This window comes from Delftia sp. Cs1-4, assembly GCF_000214395.1.
Taxonomy (GTDB): domain Bacteria; phylum Pseudomonadota; class Gammaproteobacteria; order Burkholderiales; family Burkholderiaceae_C; genus Comamonas; species Comamonas acidovorans.
This window is the reverse complement of record NC_015563.1, coordinates 1-15,772: the sequence shown is the minus strand read 5'-3', so window position 1 is coordinate 15,772 and position 15,772 is coordinate 1. Positions and strand designations below refer to the sequence as shown.

14 protein-coding genes are annotated in these 15,772 nt (G+C 64.6%); 3 read left to right on the top strand and 11 right to left on the bottom strand.

What is annotated here, in order from left to right:
• From DELCS14_RS00070 to DELCS14_RS00060, 3 genes are all read right to left on the bottom strand, one after another.
• Window positions 1-399: a YkgJ family cysteine cluster protein gene (locus DELCS14_RS00070; protein WP_013799932.1), complete on the bottom strand. Its 399-nt coding sequence runs from the start codon at window positions 397-399 to the stop codon at window positions 1-3.
• Between the two features lie 129 nt (window positions 400-528).
• On the bottom strand, window positions 529-993 hold the full coding sequence (locus DELCS14_RS00065; RefSeq protein ID WP_012201953.1) for a MaoC family dehydratase: 465 nt from the start codon (window positions 991-993) through the stop codon (window positions 529-531).
• An 11-nt stretch (window positions 994-1,004) separates the two neighbouring features.
• Window positions 1,005-1,976, bottom strand: a complete 972-nt coding sequence (locus DELCS14_RS00060; protein WP_013799931.1) for a tripartite tricarboxylate transporter substrate binding protein — start codon at window positions 1,974-1,976, stop codon at window positions 1,005-1,007.
• A 126-nt stretch (window positions 1,977-2,102) separates the two neighbouring features.
• On the opposite strand from DELCS14_RS00060, the gene DELCS14_RS00055 reads away from it, so the two are divergent.
• Entirely contained in the window at window positions 2,103-3,023 is a 921-nt protein-coding gene (locus tag DELCS14_RS00055) for a LysR family transcriptional regulator (RefSeq protein WP_013799930.1), read from the top strand.
• A 133-nt stretch (window positions 3,024-3,156) separates the two neighbouring features.
• Window positions 3,157-4,266, top strand: coding sequence for a CaiB/BaiF CoA-transferase family protein (locus DELCS14_RS00050; protein WP_043795629.1), 1,110 nt, complete (start codon window positions 3,157-3,159; stop codon window positions 4,264-4,266).
• 134 nt (window positions 4,267-4,400) lie between these two features.
• On the opposite strand, the gene DELCS14_RS00045 is transcribed toward DELCS14_RS00050, so the two are convergent.
• From DELCS14_RS00045 to DELCS14_RS00025, 5 genes are read right to left on the bottom strand one after another with little or no spacing between them, the layout of a single operon-like run.
• Window positions 4,401-5,378: a biotin-dependent carboxyltransferase family protein gene (locus DELCS14_RS00045; RefSeq protein WP_013799928.1), complete on the bottom strand. Its 978-nt coding sequence runs from the start codon at window positions 5,376-5,378 to the stop codon at window positions 4,401-4,403.
• Window positions 5,368-6,279 (bottom strand): allophanate hydrolase subunit 1, encoded by a 912-nt coding sequence (locus DELCS14_RS00040; RefSeq protein ID WP_013799927.1) that lies wholly within the window; start codon window positions 6,277-6,279, stop codon window positions 5,368-5,370. The genes DELCS14_RS00045 and DELCS14_RS00040 overlap by 11 nt, the downstream gene beginning before the upstream one ends.
• The gene (locus tag DELCS14_RS00035) at window positions 6,276-7,673 is read right to left on the bottom strand and encodes an acetyl-CoA carboxylase biotin carboxylase subunit (RefSeq protein ID WP_013799926.1); all 1,398 of its coding nucleotides are present in this window, start codon (window positions 7,671-7,673) and stop codon (window positions 6,276-6,278) included. The genes DELCS14_RS00040 and DELCS14_RS00035 overlap by 4 nt, the downstream gene beginning before the upstream one ends.
• A gap of 10 nt (window positions 7,674-7,683) precedes the next feature.
• A complete protein-coding gene (locus DELCS14_RS00030; protein ID WP_012201946.1) occupies window positions 7,684-7,932 on the bottom strand; it encodes an acetyl-CoA carboxylase in 249 nt (82 codons plus the stop codon).
• 53 nt (window positions 7,933-7,985) lie between these two features.
• Complete coding sequence (locus DELCS14_RS00025) at window positions 7,986-8,774, bottom strand: 5-oxoprolinase subunit PxpA (protein ID WP_013799925.1); 789 nt, start codon at window positions 8,772-8,774, stop codon at window positions 7,986-7,988.
• A gap of 238 nt (window positions 8,775-9,012) precedes the next feature.
• On the opposite strand from DELCS14_RS00025, the gene DELCS14_RS00020 reads away from it, so the two are divergent.
• On the top strand, window positions 9,013-9,942 hold the full coding sequence (locus DELCS14_RS00020; RefSeq protein WP_013799924.1) for a LysR family transcriptional regulator: 930 nt from the start codon (window positions 9,013-9,015) through the stop codon (window positions 9,940-9,942).
• 325 nt (window positions 9,943-10,267) lie between these two features.
• Here the strand turns inward: DELCS14_RS00020 and gyrB are convergent, their stop codons facing one another.
• The 3 genes from gyrB to dnaA form a co-directional block, all read right to left on the bottom strand.
• Window positions 10,268-12,847: a DNA topoisomerase (ATP-hydrolyzing) subunit B gene (gene gyrB / locus DELCS14_RS00015; protein ID WP_012201943.1), complete on the bottom strand. Its 2,580-nt coding sequence runs from the start codon at window positions 12,845-12,847 to the stop codon at window positions 10,268-10,270.
• A gap of 202 nt (window positions 12,848-13,049) precedes the next feature.
• Window positions 13,050-14,168 carry a DNA polymerase III subunit beta gene (gene dnaN / locus DELCS14_RS00010; protein WP_012201942.1) on the bottom strand — a complete coding sequence of 373 codons (1,119 nt, stop codon included), beginning with the start codon at window positions 14,166-14,168 and terminating at the stop codon, window positions 13,050-13,052.
• Between the two features lie 121 nt (window positions 14,169-14,289).
• Window positions 14,290-15,696: a chromosomal replication initiator protein DnaA gene (gene dnaA / locus DELCS14_RS00005; protein ID WP_012201941.1), complete on the bottom strand. Its 1,407-nt coding sequence runs from the start codon at window positions 15,694-15,696 to the stop codon at window positions 14,290-14,292.
• Window positions 15,697-15,772 lie beyond the last annotated feature (76 nt).

Below are 15,772 nucleotides of genomic sequence, written 5' to 3'. Positions count from 1 at the left end.
TCAGCGGTCCTTGTGACCGTAGGCGCAAAAGCCGGGCTTGGGCCCCTTCTTGGGGTGCAGGCGACAGGTTTCGGGCCGCTTGTCGTATACCGTGCAGCGCCGTGACTTGGCATCCAGGAAATTGCAGTCCCCGCTGGCGCGCCGCGCCATGGTGAAGATGTTGTGCTTGGGGTTGTAGTGGTCGATCAGCCGCATCTTCATCAACCGCTTGGCGATGAGCTTGGGCTCCACGTTGTCCACCTCGAACGGATCCACCAGCTCCAGCCGCACCAGATCGGGCAGCTGCACCTCCAGCGGCATGGTGCAGCAGTTGGCCGCACAGCTGTCGCACATGCCGGGCTTGTATTTGCTCCAGGAGTCGAGGCGGTCGACGTCGACGATGCTGATGGGGGATCTCATGGTGGGGGATGGGCGTGTGCAGGGACGCTATTTTTCGCCAGAAAGCCCGGCGGCGGTTGCCGCGCCGGCGTAGCCAAGCGACGGGGCGGGTCTTTGGGAGACGCTGCCCCTGCATCCATCCCCTGGCCTTCAGGCCGGCCGCTTCCTCAGCAGGTATTTCTGAAACCCGTCCGACACCCGCTCATCGCGCTGGTTCAGCACCTCGGTGGCCAGGGTCAGCACGCCCGTGGTGTTGCCGGGCTTGAGCTCGGACACCGTCAGCGTGCAGTACAGCGTGTCGCCCACATAGACGGGGGCCAGGAAGCGGCTGCCCTGCTCCAGAAAGCCCTTGAGCGATTCCTCGACCATGTGCGGGAACAGGCCGGCGCCTGCCGCCGTCTGTATGGCCACCTGGTAGCCGTGGGCCAGCATGTGGGGCATGCCGCGCGCGCGGCAGTACTCCACGTCGTAGTGCACGGGATGGTTGTCGCCGCTGGCCAGCTGGAAGGCGGCGAACAGGGCATCGGTCATGGTGCGCGAGGGCAGGGCGAAGACCTCGCCCAGCGCGAAGTCTTCAAAGTAGCGCTGGGCGCACAGGGATGGGTGGCGTGGCATGGCGACTCTCCTCAGTTCGCGCTCATGTGGGCGGCCCGGGCGACCTTGCCCCATTTGTCCAGCTCCTGCTTGAGGAAGGCGGCCAGCGCCTGGGGGCGCGGCTGCTTTTCCAGCACCAGGCCCATGTCGTAGGCCTTTTTCTGCAGCCCGGCATCGTCCACCGTGGCCTGCAGGCTGGACTGCAGGCGGGCAATCAGCGCTGGCGGCGTGCCTGCGGGGGCGAACACGGCGTTCCAGGTATAGGCCTCGTAGCCGGGCACCTGCTCGGCAATGGCAGGCGTGTCGGGCGTCTGCGGCAGGCGCTGGGCCATGGTGGTGGCCAGCAGGCGCACCGTGCCCGCCTTGACCTGGGCCAGGCCCGTGGGCGCGCTGTCCAGCATGAAGGCCAGGTGCCCGCCGATGAGGTCCTGTATGGCCGGCGCACTGCCCCGGTAGGGCACATGCTGGGCCCGGGTTCCCGCCATCAGGTTCAGCAGCTCCGCACCCAGATGCGGAGCGCTGCCCACGCCCGCCGAGGCATAGTTGACCTGGCCGGGCCGCGCCCGCAGATAGGCCAGGAAATCCGGCAGGCTCTGCACGGGCAGCCGCTTGTCCACCACCAGCACCAGCGGCGCCCTGGCGAGCAATCCCACGGGCGCGAAGTCTTCCTCCGTGCGGTAGCCCAGCTTGTCGTGGATGTAGGGATTGACGGCATGCGCCACCGTGGTCAGCAGCAGGGTGTAGCCGTCAGGGGCTGCCTTGGCAACCGCCTCCGTGCCCACCAGGGTGCCGGCACCCGTGCGGTTCTCGATCACCACGGGCGTGCCCAGCTTCTGGCTCCAGACATCGGCCATGGCGCGGCCAAAGGTGTCGGTGGGGCCGCCTGCCGCGTAGGGAATCACCAGCTTGATGGGGCGCGCCGGATAGTCCTGCGCTGCGACCGCGCCGGCGGCCAGAAGCAGGGCGGTGAGAAGGGTTTGGCGTCTTGCCGTCTTGAAGTCCATAATTTTCTCCGTTGTCTCCTGGCGCCGACTATAGAAATGCGCTGCCAATGCGGCTAGTCGAATCATTGATAGGGCGGTTAGAAACCGTCTAACACCAAGGAAATGCTCCCGGCGGGCATGCAACGGATGCGATATGAATTGACGGATCTCAGGGTTTTCCTTGCCATTGCCCAGGCCAAAAGCCTCAGCGCAGGCGCGGCTGAAATGCATTTGACGGCGCCATCGGCCAGCTACCGGCTCAAGAATCTGGAGCAGGCCATGGGTGCATCGCTGTTTGAAAGAACGTCCAAAGGCATGGTGCTGACCCCGGCGGGAATGACGGTCAAGAAATACGCCGATGCCATTTTCGGCAGCGTGGACCGCTTGCACGGAGAAATGCAAAGACACATCAACGGAATATCAGGCCATATCCGCGTCTTTGCCAACAGCAGCACGCTGACGGGAATTGCGCCTGTGCTCAGCCGCTATCTGGCCCATTATCCGAACGTCAATGTGGACCTGGAGGAGCGCCTGAGCGAAGACACGGTGCGTGCCGTGCTCGACGGCAATGCCGACGTGGGCCTGGTGGCCGGCCAGATCGATCTGCATGGCCTGCATGCCATCACCTATGGCCACGATGAACTGGTGTTTGTGGTGCCCGCTGGCCACCCCTTGGCCGCCAGCAGCAGGGTGCCGCTGGAAACCGCGCTGACCTACGACCTGGTCTCGATCGGCCGCAAGACCAGCAACTTCCTCTACCTCCAAGGCATGGCTTCCAGGCTGGGCATGAATCCCAGGGTACGTGTGCACGCACCAACATTCGAGGCCGTGCTGCAGTGCGTGCAGGAAGGCGTGGGCATTGCGCTGGTGCCACGCTCCATTGCCCGGCCGGCGCTGCAGGCGCGCAGGCTGGCTGCCGTGGGCCTGGACGAGGCCTGGGCGCAGCGCGAGCAGAAGGTGGTCACGCGCGAACCCGAAACCCTGCCCGCCTATGCCCGCGATTTCGTGGCCTATGTGGCGGCCCAGCCTTTGCCCGAGGAAGGCGCCGTGCAGGAATCCCTGCCTTAGAAGATTTGAAATTCCGCTTAGAAAATGCCGACTGGCTGGGTGATGGTCGCACTTCTAGAATGCGGCGAATCGAATATTCGCCTCGTTCAAGAAAATGCAGACACGCCCATTGGATGGTTTGACGGTATTGGCCATGGAACACGCCGTGGCAGGGCCTTTTGCCAGCCGGCAGCTGGCGGACCTGGGTGCCAGGGTCATCAAGCTGGAGCGATTGCCCGATGGGGATTTTGCACGGGGCTATGACGACAAGGTCCATGGTGAATCATCCTTTTTTGTCTGGGCCAATCGGGGAAAGCAAAGCCTGGCCGCAGATATCAAGACCGCCGAAGGGCAGCATATCGTCGGGAAAATACTGGAAAAGGCCGATATCCTGATCCAGAACCTGGCCCCGGGTGCCATGCAGAGAATGGGCATGGATTTCGACAGCCTGCATGAGAAATATCCGCGTCTCATCGTCTGCGATATATCGGGCTATGGCGAGGGCGGCCCGCTCAGCGACAAAAAGGCCTACGACCTGCTGATCCAGGCGGCAGCCGGCCTGATCTCGGTCACGGGCACGCCCGACCAGCCCGCGCGCGTAGGCATTTCCATCGCCGACATCGCGGCCGGCATGTATGCCTACTCGGGCATTTTGTCCGCCCTGCTGCAGCGCGCCCGCACGGGCCGGGGCCTGCGCGTGGAGGTGTCCATGCTGGAGGCGCTGGCCGAATGGATGTCCTACCCGCTGAACTTCGCCCACTACGGCGGCGCGGCACCCGCGCGCAGCGGGCTGACCCATCCTTCCATCGCGCCCTATGGCCAGTACACGGCCGGTGATGGCCAGAGCCTGATCTTCGGCCTGCAGAACGACCGCGAATGGCACAGCTTCTGCACCCATGTGCTGCAGCAGCCGGCGCTGGCGCAGGACACGCGCTTTGCCACCAACCTGCAGCGCGTGGCGCACCGCAAGGAACTCGATGCGGTGATCGCCTCCGTGCTGTCCCACCTGAGCCGCGAACAGGCCATGCAGCGCCTGGATGCAGGCGGCATCGCCAACGCGCCGCTCAACGGCATGCACGAGGTCTGGAACCATCCGCAATTGCAGGCGCGCCAACGCTGGCGCGAGGTGGCCACGCCCGCCGGCAGCATACAGGCCCTGCTGCCCCCGGCCACGCTGTCGGATGCCGAAGCCGCCATGGGCGCCGTGCCCGCGCTGGGCGAGCATACGCAGGCGCTGTGGGAGGAGTTTGGCGGTCAGGCTTGAGGCCGGCAAGAGTGATGCCCGATGGGTCCAGGCAGGTGATGGTGGTTGAACGACGCAACCCATTCGAGCGTGGCGAACTCGACCGCTTTCTTGGTTGTTATCGGCTCTCTTGAGAGGGACGAAGAGGGGAGCGCTCAGGCCGCGAGCGCTGCGCGCAAGCGCTCGATGCTTCGCCGCCGCTCGGCGCGCGCTTCGAGCGCCTGCGCCATATCGACTTCGACAAAGCGTGCCTTGTGGTTTGGCTGCATCTGGGCGATGAGATCCATGTCGGCGCTGATGACGGTGCCGACCATCGCGTAGCCGCCGCCCGAGACCGCATCGCGGTGCAGGATGATTGGTTCGCGTCCGCCCGGCACCTGGATGGAACCGTATGGGTAGCCCGCATCGACGATGTTCGACGGGTCGTCGCCCGCGCCGAATGGCGGCGTGCGCTCGTGGAACTTCAGCGGCGTGCCGTTCTTGTAACGGTAGCCGATGCGGTCGGCCTCGGAACCGACAGTCCAGGTGTCGGCAAAAAAGCTTTGCACCGACACCTCCTGCAGTCGGTGAAAGTAGATACCCGGCAGCACACGCAGGACCACTTCCTTGTCGAGCACCGGCAGCAACGCGGCCTCCACCGTGCGACCCGCGCGGGCGGTGGCGGACGGTACTCCCACGGGCAGTCTGTCGCCGGCCAGCAGCTTGCGTCCGTTGAAGCCGCCGAATGCGCCCAGGCCATAGGTCGAGCGGCTGCCCAGCACCACCGGCACGTCGATGCCGCCGGCCACGGCGATGCACATGCGCGCGCCGAGCTTCATGAAGTCGAAGCCGAGCCTGTCGCCGGCCTGCACCGCGAATGCGGTATTGCGTGGCACCTCATTGCCGTTGAGCCTGATCTTCGCGTCGGCGCCGGTCACGGCCACCAGCGCGGGCGCGTCGAACTGCAGCTCGGGCCCGAGCAGCGTGCTTTCGATGACGGCCGCACCTTCGTCGTTGCCGACCAGCAGGTTTGCGAGCACCAGGCTTTGCTGGTCGAGCGCACCCGACAGCGGAATGCCCAGGTGGTAGTAGCCGGGGCGGCCGGCGTCCTGCACGCTGGTCGCGAGGCCGGGCTTGAGCACTTCAATCGCCATGGAGCACTTTCAGGAGCTGTTGGTTGTAGCCGCCCGGGTCGGCCAGGAAATCGTTGAGCGAGAACGACACTGGTGCGATGCGCAGCGCGTAGGTGCCGGCCTCGACCTGCGCGATCTGGCGGTCGTACTCGGCGCGGTCAATGGGCTTGTACTTGACGATGTCGCCGGGCTGGAAGAACACCATCAGCTCCTTCAGGTAGGACAGCCGTTGCGCCGGGTCGAAGATGGGCGCGGGCGTGACACCGAACATCTGGTAGCCGCCCGCACCACGCACCGAGTAGATGCAGCTGAAGCAACCGCCGTGGCCCAGCGTGAGCCTGGGCGTGTCGGTGCGCGGGCTCAGATACTTGGGCACCTGGATCTGGCGCTGGCGCTCGACCATCTGGAACAGAAAGGGCAGGCCGGCAACGAAGCCGACCATCGACACGAACCAGGGCGCCGACGAGTGCGCCTCGATGAAGGCCTCGACCGAGACGTGGCCGTTGATGCGCGCCGCGTACTCGATGTCGGTGCCCGACGGGTCCTGGTGCCGCTCGCGGAAGCGCATCAGCGTCTCGTGCGTCCACGGGTCGTTGTAGAGCACGGGAATCTCGACGATGCGCGTCTGCATCTGCAGGTCGGCATCGCCCAGGCCCGCTTCGATGTCTTTGAGCATGGCCAGCAGTGCATCGGGCGCGATCGTATCGGGATCGAAGCGCACGAGGTAGGCGGCGTTGGCGGGACAGATCTCGGTCACGCCCGTGATCTCGCCCGCCTGTGCGCGGCGGCGCAGCTCATTGCAGATGGCCATGCCCTTGAAGAACGCGGGCAGCGACATCTCTTCGCTGATCTCGACGAACAGGTGCTCGTCGCCGCCGAAGCTGTAGCGGGCCTGGGTGGGGAGGGTGCTGGCAGCGGTCATGCGGTCACCTTCGCAAGTGGGGCGGGTGCGTCGGCCAGCGGATTCACCGACATCCAGGTTTCGAGAAAGCCCGTGTGGAATGCGGCCTGCGCCACGCCCGCGTCCTCGCACAGTGCGCGGTGCAGCGGGATCGTGGTGTGGATGCCTTCGACCTGCAGCTCGCCGAGCGCGCGCCGCATGCGGGCCAACGCACCGGCGCGATCGGTGTCGTGCACGATCAGCTTGCCCAGCAGCGAGTCGTAGTACGCCGGCACGGTGCAGCCGGGGAACAGCATGGTGTCGAAGCGCACGCCGGGGCCGCCCGGCACCACGAGCTGCGACACGAGGCCCGGGCTTGGCATGAAGTTCTTCGCGGCGTTCTCGGCGTTGATGCGCACCTCGATGGCCGCGCCGGTCAGCCGGATGTCTTCCTGCTGCAGGCGCAGCGGCTGGCCCAGCGCGATGCGCAGCATCTCCTTCACGAGGTCGATGCCGGTGATCATCTCGGTGATGGGGTGCTCGACCTGGATGCGCGTGTTCATCTCGATGAAGAAGAACTCGCGCGTGTCGTCGTCGTACAGGTATTCGAGCGTGCCCGCGCCGCGGTAGGCCACGGCATGGGCCAGCCGCAGCGCCGATTCGCACAGCGCCGCGCGCGTGGCCTCGCTGATGGCGGCCGAGGGCGCTTCTTCCCACACTTTCTGGCGGCGTCGCTGCAGCGAGCATTCGCGCTCGAAGCAGTGAACCACGCGCTGGCCGTCGCCCAGGATCTGCACCTCGATGTGGCGCGCCTGGCGGATGAAGCGTTCGAGGTACACCTCGCCGTTGCCGAAAGCGGCCTGCGCTTCCGCCGTGGCGGTGGCGAACTGCTGGCGCAGCTCGGCTTCGTCATGCGCCACGCGAATGCCGCGCCCGCCCCCGCCGGCCGAGGCCTTGATCATGATGGGGTAGCCGATGCCCTTTGCCAGCGCGACGGCGGTGTCGGCGTCTGTCACCACGCCCACGCTGCCGGGCACGGTGGGCACACCGGCCTTCATGGCTGCGGCGCGCGCAGCGGCCTTGTCGCCCATGGTGCGGATCGCGTGCGGCGTCGGGCCGACGAACACCAGGCCCGCGGCCTCGATGCGCTCGGCGAACGCGGCGTTCTCCGACAGGAAACCGTAGCCCGGATGCACGGCGCCGGCGCCGCTGTCGGCTGCCGCTTCAAGAATGGCGTCTACGCTCAGATAGCTCCTGGTGGCATGCGCCGGGCCAATGCGCACGGCTTCGTCGGCCATGCGCACCGCGAGGCTTTGTGCGTCAGCGTCGCTGTAGACGGCGACGGTCTTGAGGCCCAGTTCCTTCGCGGCGCGGATGATGCGCACCGCAATCTCGCCGCGGTTGGCGATGAGCAGTTTGTCGAATGCGGCGGTCATGGTCCGGGCCTCACGCCGTTTCGATGACGGCCAGCGCTTGGCCAGGATCGACGGGTTCGCCGTTCTCCACGGCAAAGCCCCGCAGCCGTCCGGCCACGTCGGCCGTGACTTCGCTGAACTGCTTCATCACCTCGACCAGGCCGATCACATCGCCCACGGCCACAGTGTCGCCTTCGGCCTTGAATGGCGGCGCGTCAGGCGCCGAACGGCGGTAGAAGGTGCCCGGCAGCGGGCTCAGGACTTCATGGGTAGCGGGCATCGATGCACTCCTGGAAAGCGGGAACAGGAACGAAAGCGGGAAGAACGGAAAACTCAAGGCTGCGCCGGCGCAGCCGCACCGGCAAAACCTGCAACTTCGATGCCGTGCTCGGCCAGTGCGCGGCGCGTGGCCTTCACGAGCGCCAGCGCGCCGGGCGTGTCGCTGTGGATGCACACCGAGTCGAAGCCGATCGCCACGTCCTGGCCTTCGACCGTGCGCACCACGCCTTCGGTGCAGGCGCGCAGCACCTTGGCGGCCACGGCCTCGGGGTCGAGCGCGCCGACGCGGCGGGTGAAGACGATGGAGCCGCTCAGGTCGTAGTCGCGGTCGGCATAGAACTCGCGCGCCACGGGCTGGCCCAATTCGCACGCCACCTGGAAGGTGACGGACGATTCCATGCAGAACAGGCGCAGCGTCGGTTCGATCTGCTGCAGGGCCGTGACGAGTGCGCGCGACAGCGCCTCGTCGCGCGCCGCATGCATGTAGAGCGCGCCGTGCGGCTTGATGTGCTGCAGCGTCATGCCGGCCAGCCGCGCGAATTCGCGCAGCGCGCCGAGCTGATAGACCATGTCGTTCACCAGCTCGTCGGCCGGTGCATTGATATGGCGGCGCCCGAAGCCCACGAGGTCGCGAAAGCCCGGGTGCGCGCCGATGCCCACGCCGTTTTCCCGGGCCAACAACACCGTCTTGCGCATGATGTTCGGATCACCCGCATGAAAGCCTGTGGCGATATTGGCCGAACTGATCAACGGCATCAATTCCTGGTCCACGCCATCGCCGATGGCCCATGGACCGAAGCTTTCGCCCATGTCGGAGTTCAGATCAATCAGCGTCTTCTTCACGTTTCACCTTGTGTTGTTGGCACGGCCCGATGGCAGCAATGCGGGACAAGGTGAAGATTAGTCAGCTGAAAATCGGCTGAAAAGCATTATTTACAGGCGATGCGATATCTAAAAAACAGATACTCCGACAGCCTGCAATGAACGCTACCCTGCAGATCGGTGAATCCTCGGTATCGGATTTGCGCGCGCTGGCATGTAATTTTTGAGAGATAAGTAAATACCCCAGGAAGACCGCACCATGTCTCTGACCCTTCGCCAGCTCAAATACTTCACGGCGGTGGCCGAAGTGGGGCGCATCTCACACGCGGCACTGCAACTCAACATCTCGCAATCGGCGGTGACCATGGCAGTCCGGGAGCTGGAGGAAATGCTGGGGCAGCAGCTGTTTGAGCGACATCCTCATGGCGTGGAGCTGACCCGAGCCGGACGGCGGTTTCTGAGCCATGCCTATGCCGTGCTCTCGGCTGCCGACGAGGCGATCCGCATGCCGCATGAGGGAGTGAATGTCGAGGGGACGCTTACCATTGCCGCCACCTACACGGTGCTCGGCTACTTCTTGCCCCACCACCTTCAGCGTTTCGAGCAATTGCATCCGCAGATCAAGGTCAAGGTGCACGAGGTAGTGCGTGAAGCAATTGAGGAGGGGCTGATCACGCAGCAATACGACATGGGCGTACTGCTCACGTCCAATGTGGTGCTGCGCGAGCTGTCGCTCGAGACATTCTTTGGCTCGCAACGCCGACTGTGGGTGCCGGCCAAGCATGCGCTGCTCGAAAAGGCGGAAGTCACGCTGGCCGATGTGGCGGCCGAGCCCTACATCCTGCTCACCGTGGACGAGGCTGCGGGCACTGCAATGAAATATTGGAGCAAGACGCCGTACCAGCCTCAGATCAGGCTGCGCACGAGCTCTGTAGAAGCAGTGCGCAGCACCGTGGCGAATGGCCTTGGCGTGACCGTTCTCTCGGATATGGTTTATCGACCTTGGTCGCTGGAGGGAAAGCGCATTGAAACCATCAGTCTGCGCGACGCCGTGCCGACGATGAACATCGGGCTTGGGTGGAAGCAAGGCATCGAATTTTCCCCAGCGATGACGGCGTTTCGCGATTACTTTCGGCAGTTGTTTCTCGAGCCGGTCGTGCATCAAGGCAGAAGAAGGCCCGGCGGTTGATGTCGTTGTTTGGACATGCCCGTTTCTGCATTCAGCAAAACGGCTTCCAACGAATTTCTCGCGCATGCGAATGCATCAATTGAGGCATCACTTCATGGCCCGGGTGAAGAATGCCGGCGATTCTCGGATTGATCGACATTCTCTTTCAGCCTTTGTTTTTCACGCTTGATCTGGCAATGCGCTGGTGCCCGGGTATCAGTGGCATGCTGATCCCGGGCTTTGCGTTGCTGTTGGCGCCATGCTGTGCAATCCAATGCCGCACTGCAGGGTCAACAGCTCGATGGCGACGTCGAAGGTTCTACGAGATGGATGAGAACCTGCGCGATCACACGTCGATATTGCCCGCCCGCAGCGCATTCGTCTCGATGAATTCCCGGCGTGGCTCCACTTCATCGCCCATGAGCATGGTGAACACGCGGTCGGCCTCGATGGCGTCGCCGATCTGCACCTGCAGCAGGCTGCGGACGGTGGGGTCCATGGTGGTTTCCCACAGCTGCTCGGGGTTCATTTCGCCCAGGCCCTTGTAGCGCTGGCGGGCCGTGGTGCGTTCGGCCTCGTGCAGCAGCCATTGCATGGCCTGGCGGAAGTCGCCGGCCTTGTCGCTTTTGGCCTTTTCGCCCTCGCCACGCGTGACCTTGGCGCCTTCGCCCAGCAGGCCGTTGAAGTTCTGGGCTTCGTCGGCCAGCGCGGCGTAGTCGTGGCTGCGCACGAACTCCTGGGTGAGGATGGAGCTCTTGATGTTGCCGTGGTGGTGGCGGCTGATGCGCAGCACGGGCTTTTCGGAGACCGGGTCGATTTCGGCCGTGACCTCGGCGGGCACGCCCGTGGTGGTCAACTCGCGCAGCTTGGCCTCCAGGATGGGGGCGCAGGCCTGGGCCGCCTCGATGCTGTCCAGCGTGATCTGCACGCCGTCGGCGATGGCGCGCAGGGCCTCGGCATCCATGAAGTTGGACAGGCGGTCGATGACGGTCTCGGCAGCCAGGTGCATGTTGGCCAGCTTGGCCAGTTCCTCGCCGTCCAGCGTGCGCGGGTTGGCACCGCCGGTGCTGACGCTGGCGTTCATCAGCGCGATGCGCAGCAGGTACTGGTTGAGCGCGGGGCCGTCCTTGATGTACAGCTCTTCCTTGCCGTTCTTGACCTTGTACAGCGGCGGCTGGGCGATGTAGATGTGGCCGCGCTCGACCAGGTCCGGCATCTGGCGGTAGAAGAAGGTCAGCAGCAGGGTGCGGATGTGGGCGCCGTCCACGTCCGCGTCGGTCATGATGATGATGCGGTGGTAGCGCAGCTTGTTGGGGTCGAAGTCGTCGCTGCCGCTCTTGCCCGATTCGGCCGTGGCCTTGCCGATGCCGGTGCCCAGGGCCGTGATCAGGGTGACGATTTCGTTGCTGGTCAGCAGTTTTTCGTAGCGGGCCTTTTCCACGTTCAGGATCTTGCCGCGCAGCGGCAGGATGGCCTGGAACTTGCGGTCGCGACCTTGCTTGGCGGAGCCGCCGGCGGAGTCACCCTCGACGATGTAGATCTCGCACAGCGCCGGGTCCTTTTCCTGGCAGTCGGCCAGCTTGCCGGGCAGGCCCATGCCGTCGAGCACGCCCTTGCGGCGCGTCATCTCGCGGGCCTTGCGCGCGGCCTCGCGGGCACGCGCGGCATCGACGATCTTGCTGCACAGGATCTTGGCGTCGTTGGGCTTTTCCTCCAGGTAGTCGGTCAGCGCCTTGGCGACGATGTCCTCCACGGGCGCGCGTACTTCGCTGGAGACCAGCTTGTCCTTGGTCTGGCTGCTGAACTTGGGTTCGGGCACCTTCACGGACAGCACGCAGCACAGGCCTTCGCGCATGTCGTCGCCGCTGACCTCGACCTTGGCCTTCTTGGCCAGTTCGTTCTGCTCGATGTACTTGCCGATCACGCGCGTCATGGCGGCGCGCAGGCCCGTCAGGTGGGTGCCGCCGTCGCGCTGCGGGATGTTGTTGGTGAAGCACAGCACCTGCTCGGCATAGCTGTCGTTCCACTGCATGGCGACTTCGACGCCGATCTCGGTGCCGGGGATGCCGCCGTAGCTTTCCGCCGGGCGCGTGCCGTTGGCGTGGAAGGCCGTGGGATGCAGCACCTTCTTGTTGGCGTTGATGAACTGCACGAAGCCCATGACGCCGCCGGCGCCGGAGAAGTCGTCTTCGCGGCCGTCGCGCTCGTCCTTGAGGCGGATGCGCACGCCGTTGTTCAGGAACGAGAGTTCGCGCAGGCGCTTGGCCAGGATCTCGTAGCGGAACTCATGGTTCTGCGTGAAGATTTCCGTGTCGGGCAGGAAGTGGACCTTGGTGCCGCGCTTGTCGCTCTTGCCGACCACGCGCATGGGCGAGACCTCGACGCCGTCCACGATCTCGATCGGGCGGTTCTGCACGTGGCCGCGCGAGAAGTCGATTTCGTAGACCTCGCCATCGCGGCGCACGTTGAGCTTGAGCCAGATGGACAGCGCGTTCACGCAGGACACGCCCACGCCGTGCAGGCCGCCCGAGACCTTGTAGCTGTTCTGGTTGAACTTGCCGCCGGCGTGCAGTTCGGTGAGGGCGATCTCGGCCGCCGAGCGCTTGGGCTCGTGCTTGTCGTCCATCTTCACGCGCGTGGGGATGCCGCGGCCGTTGTCGATGACGGACAGGGAGCCATCGGCATGGATGGTGACCAGGATGTCGTCGCAGTAGCCGGCCAGGGCTTCGTCGATGGAGTTGTCCACCACTTCGAAGACCAGGTGGTGCAGGCCCGTGCCATCGGAGGTATCGCCGATGTACATGCCGGGGCGCTTGCGCACGGCCTCCAGGCCTTCGAGGATCTGGATCGCACCTTCGCCATAGCCGCTGGAGTCTGAGCCTTCGGGGGCAATGGTCTGGTTTTCTGGCTTGTTCTCGTCGGTCATGGAAGGCCCTGGGGTAGTTCCGTCGGAAGCTGTCGCTTCGCTTGAAAATGTTCGATTCGGCCGCTGGCGCGGTGCGTAGGGACGCGCGCTGCGGGCTACGAGTCGGGTAGGGTGGTTGCGCTCCGTGCACCGGCTTGTGCCACCGGGCGGCGGGTGCAGGGGCTGCGCAATGTGTCAGGCATCGGTGTCGTGTGGCGCGCGGTCAGATGCGCATGGGCATCACGACGTACTTGAAGCTGTCGTTCTCGGGGATGGTCAGCAGGGCCGAGCTGTTGCCGTCCTGCAGGTCGATCCTGATCATGTCCTGGCTCATGTTGGACAGGGCGTCGATCAGATAGGTGACGTTGAAGCCGATCTCGATGGTGTCGCCACCGTAGTCGATGTCCAGCTCGTCCATGGCCTCTTCCTGCTCGGCGTTGTTGGACGCCACGCGCAAGGTGCCGGGCTCCACCGTCAGGCGCACGCCCTTGAACTTGTCGCTGGTCATGATGGCCGTGCGCTGCAGGCTGGCCAGCAGCGGGGCGCGGCCCAGGGTCACGCTGTTGGTGTGGTTGCGCGGGATGACACGGTTGTAGTCGGGGAACTTGCCCTCGACCAGCTTGGTCACGAACTCCATGCCGCCAAAGGTGAACTTGGCCTGGTTGTTGGCGAACTGCATCTCGATGTGGGGCTGGTTTTCGCCGCCGGCATCCGACAGCAGGCGCTGCAGCTCCAGCACGGTCTTGCGCGGCAGGATCACTTCCTGCTTGGGCACTTCCACGTCCAGCTGGCTGCTTGCGAACGCCAGGCGGTGGCCGTCGGTGGCCACCAGGGACAGCTGCTTGCCCTCGGCCACGAACAGGATGCCGTTGAGGTAGTAGCGGATGTCCTGCACGGCCATGGCGAAGGAGACTTGGCCCAGCAGGTCCTTGAGCACCTTCTGCGGCACGCTGAAGGAAGGGCCGAAGGCCGCAGCTTCCTGAACCAGCGGGAAGTCCTCGGCCGGCAGGGTCTGCAGCGTGAAGCGGCTCTTGCCGCCCTTGAGCACCATCTTGGCCTGCTGGGTCTCCAGGCTCACGGTCTGGTCGCCGGGCATGGTCTTGAGGATGTCGATCAGCTTGCGCGCGCCCACGGTGGTGGTGAAGTCGCCGGTGTCGCCGCCGAGCTCGGCGGTGGTGCGGATCTGGATTTCCAGGTCGCTGGTGGTCAGCTGCAATGCGTTGCCGGTCTTCTTGATCAGCACGTTGGCCAGGATGGGCAACGTGTGGCGGCGTTCGACGATGCCGGACACCGATTGCAGGACCGCGAGAACTTTGTCTTGTGTGGCTTTCAGGACGATCATGTCAACCTCTGATTTAAGGATGCGGGTCTCGGTAGGAGCGGCGGCTCACAAATGAGCCCCCTCTTGCCGCTCGAATCCCCCATTTTGCCGCGTACATACGACCAGAACGGGGGAGTTTTCATCAACCTTTGAGAGTTTGCTCCAGCACGTGCAGCTGCTGGTTCAGCTCGGTCAGTTGCTGGCGTTCGCCGGCGATCTTGCGCACCGCGTGCAGCACGGTGGTGTGGTCGCGCCCGCCGAACAGCTCGCCGATCTCGGGCAGGCTCTTCTGGGTCAATTCCTTGGCCAGGTACATGGCAATCTGGCGCGGCCGGGCGATGCTGGCCGGGCGCTTCTTGCTGTACATGTCGGCCACCTTGATCTTGTAGTAATCGGCCACCGTCTTCTGGATGTTCTCCACACTGATCTGGCGGTTCTGGATGGACAGCAGATCACGCAGGGCCTCGCGGGCCAGCTGGATGGAGACTTCCTTCTGGTTGAAGCGCGAATAGGCCAGGATCTTGCGCAGCGCGCCTTCGAGCTCGCGCACGTTGGAGCGCACGTTCTTGGCCACGAAGAAGGCGACTTCCTCGGGCATCTCGGCGTTCTCGGCGCGGGCCTTGTTGATCAGGATGGCCACGCGCATCTCCAGCTCGGGCGGCTCGATGGCCACCGTCAGCCCGGAGTCGAAGCGCGATACCAGCCGCTCGTGGATGTTCGCCAGACCCTTGGGATAGGTGTCCGAGGTCATCACGATGTGGCTCTTCTTGGCCAGCAGCGCCTCGAAGGCGTTGAAGAACTCCTCCTGCGTGCGATCCTTGTTGGCGAAGAACTGCACGTCGTCGATCAGCAGCAGATCCAGCGAGTGGTAACGCTCCTTGAATTCGTCAAAGGTGCGGCGCTGGTAGGCCTTGACCACATCCGAGACGAACTGCTCGGCATGGATGTAGAGAACTTTGGCGTCGGGCTTGTCGGCCAGCAGCTTGTTGCCCACTGCATGCACCAGGTGGGTCTTGCCAAGGCCCACGCCGCCGTAGATGAACAGCGGGTTGTACAGGTGTCCGGGCGAGCCCGCCACATGCATGGCGGCCGAGCGTGCCATGCGGTTGGCCGTACCTTCCACCAGGGTCTCGAAGGTCAGCGCGGCGTTCAGGCGCGTGCGAAAGACGGGCGCTGCCGCGTCTTCGCTGGTGACCGTGGGCACCGAGGTGACAATGGTTTCCGGCGGGGCCGAGCGCTCGCTGGAGGAGGGGCGGACGTAAGTCCGCACAACGCTTTCCCGCTGAGCAAGTGCCAACTCAAGCGTCACCGGCTGGCCATAGAGCGACTCCAGCATGGCCGAGATGCGGCCTGCATATTGGGCGCGGATCCAGTCGAGCTTGAAGCGGTTGGCCACGTAGACGGTGACTTTGGAGAAGTCTTCGGCGACGTGCGCGGTCAGGGGCTTGATCCAGGTGTTGAACTGCTGTTCGGGCATTTCCTGCCCCAGTTGCTCAACGCAGACTTGCCACAGGCCCTGGCCTGCATCGTTCGTAGGTTCCTCTGTCATTGTCGAAGTCTAGTTGTGGATAGGAGGAACTGTTGCGAGGCTGCCATTGTAGCTTTTGCGGAAGTTATCCACAAAA

Bases quoted from the DNA above. Each gene is read 5' to 3' on its own strand.
- DELCS14_RS00070 (WP_013799932.1), bottom strand. From the start codon at position 399: ATGAGATCCCCCATCAGCATCGTCGACGTCGACCGCCTCGACTCCTGG.
- DELCS14_RS00065 (WP_012201953.1), bottom strand. From the start codon at position 993: ATGCCACGCCACCCATCCCTGTGCGCCCAGCGCTACTTTGAAGACTTC.
- DELCS14_RS00060 (WP_013799931.1), bottom strand. From the start codon at position 1,976: ATGGACTTCAAGACGGCAAGACGCCAAACCCTTCTCACCGCCCTGCTT.
- DELCS14_RS00055 (WP_013799930.1), top strand. From the start codon at position 2,103: ATGCGATATGAATTGACGGATCTCAGGGTTTTCCTTGCCATTGCCCAG.
- DELCS14_RS00050 (WP_043795629.1), top strand. From the start codon at position 3,157: ATGGAACACGCCGTGGCAGGGCCTTTTGCCAGCCGGCAGCTGGCGGAC.
- DELCS14_RS00045 (WP_013799928.1), bottom strand. From the start codon at position 5,378: ATGGCGATTGAAGTGCTCAAGCCCGGCCTCGCGACCAGCGTGCAGGAC.
- DELCS14_RS00040 (WP_013799927.1), bottom strand. From the start codon at position 6,279: ATGACCGCTGCCAGCACCCTCCCCACCCAGGCCCGCTACAGCTTCGGC.
- DELCS14_RS00035 (WP_013799926.1), bottom strand. From the start codon at position 7,673: ATGACCGCCGCATTCGACAAACTGCTCATCGCCAACCGCGGCGAGATT.
- DELCS14_RS00030 (WP_012201946.1), bottom strand. From the start codon at position 7,932: ATGCCCGCTACCCATGAAGTCCTGAGCCCGCTGCCGGGCACCTTCTAC.
- DELCS14_RS00020 (WP_013799924.1), top strand. From the start codon at position 9,013: ATGTCTCTGACCCTTCGCCAGCTCAAATACTTCACGGCGGTGGCCGAA.
- gyrB (WP_012201943.1), bottom strand. From the start codon at position 12,847: ATGACCGACGAGAACAAGCCAGAAAACCAGACCATTGCCCCCGAAGGC.
- dnaN (WP_012201942.1), bottom strand. From the start codon at position 14,168: ATGATCGTCCTGAAAGCCACACAAGACAAAGTTCTCGCGGTCCTGCAA.
- dnaA (WP_012201941.1), bottom strand. From the start codon at position 15,696: ATGACAGAGGAACCTACGAACGATGCAGGCCAGGGCCTGTGGCAAGTC.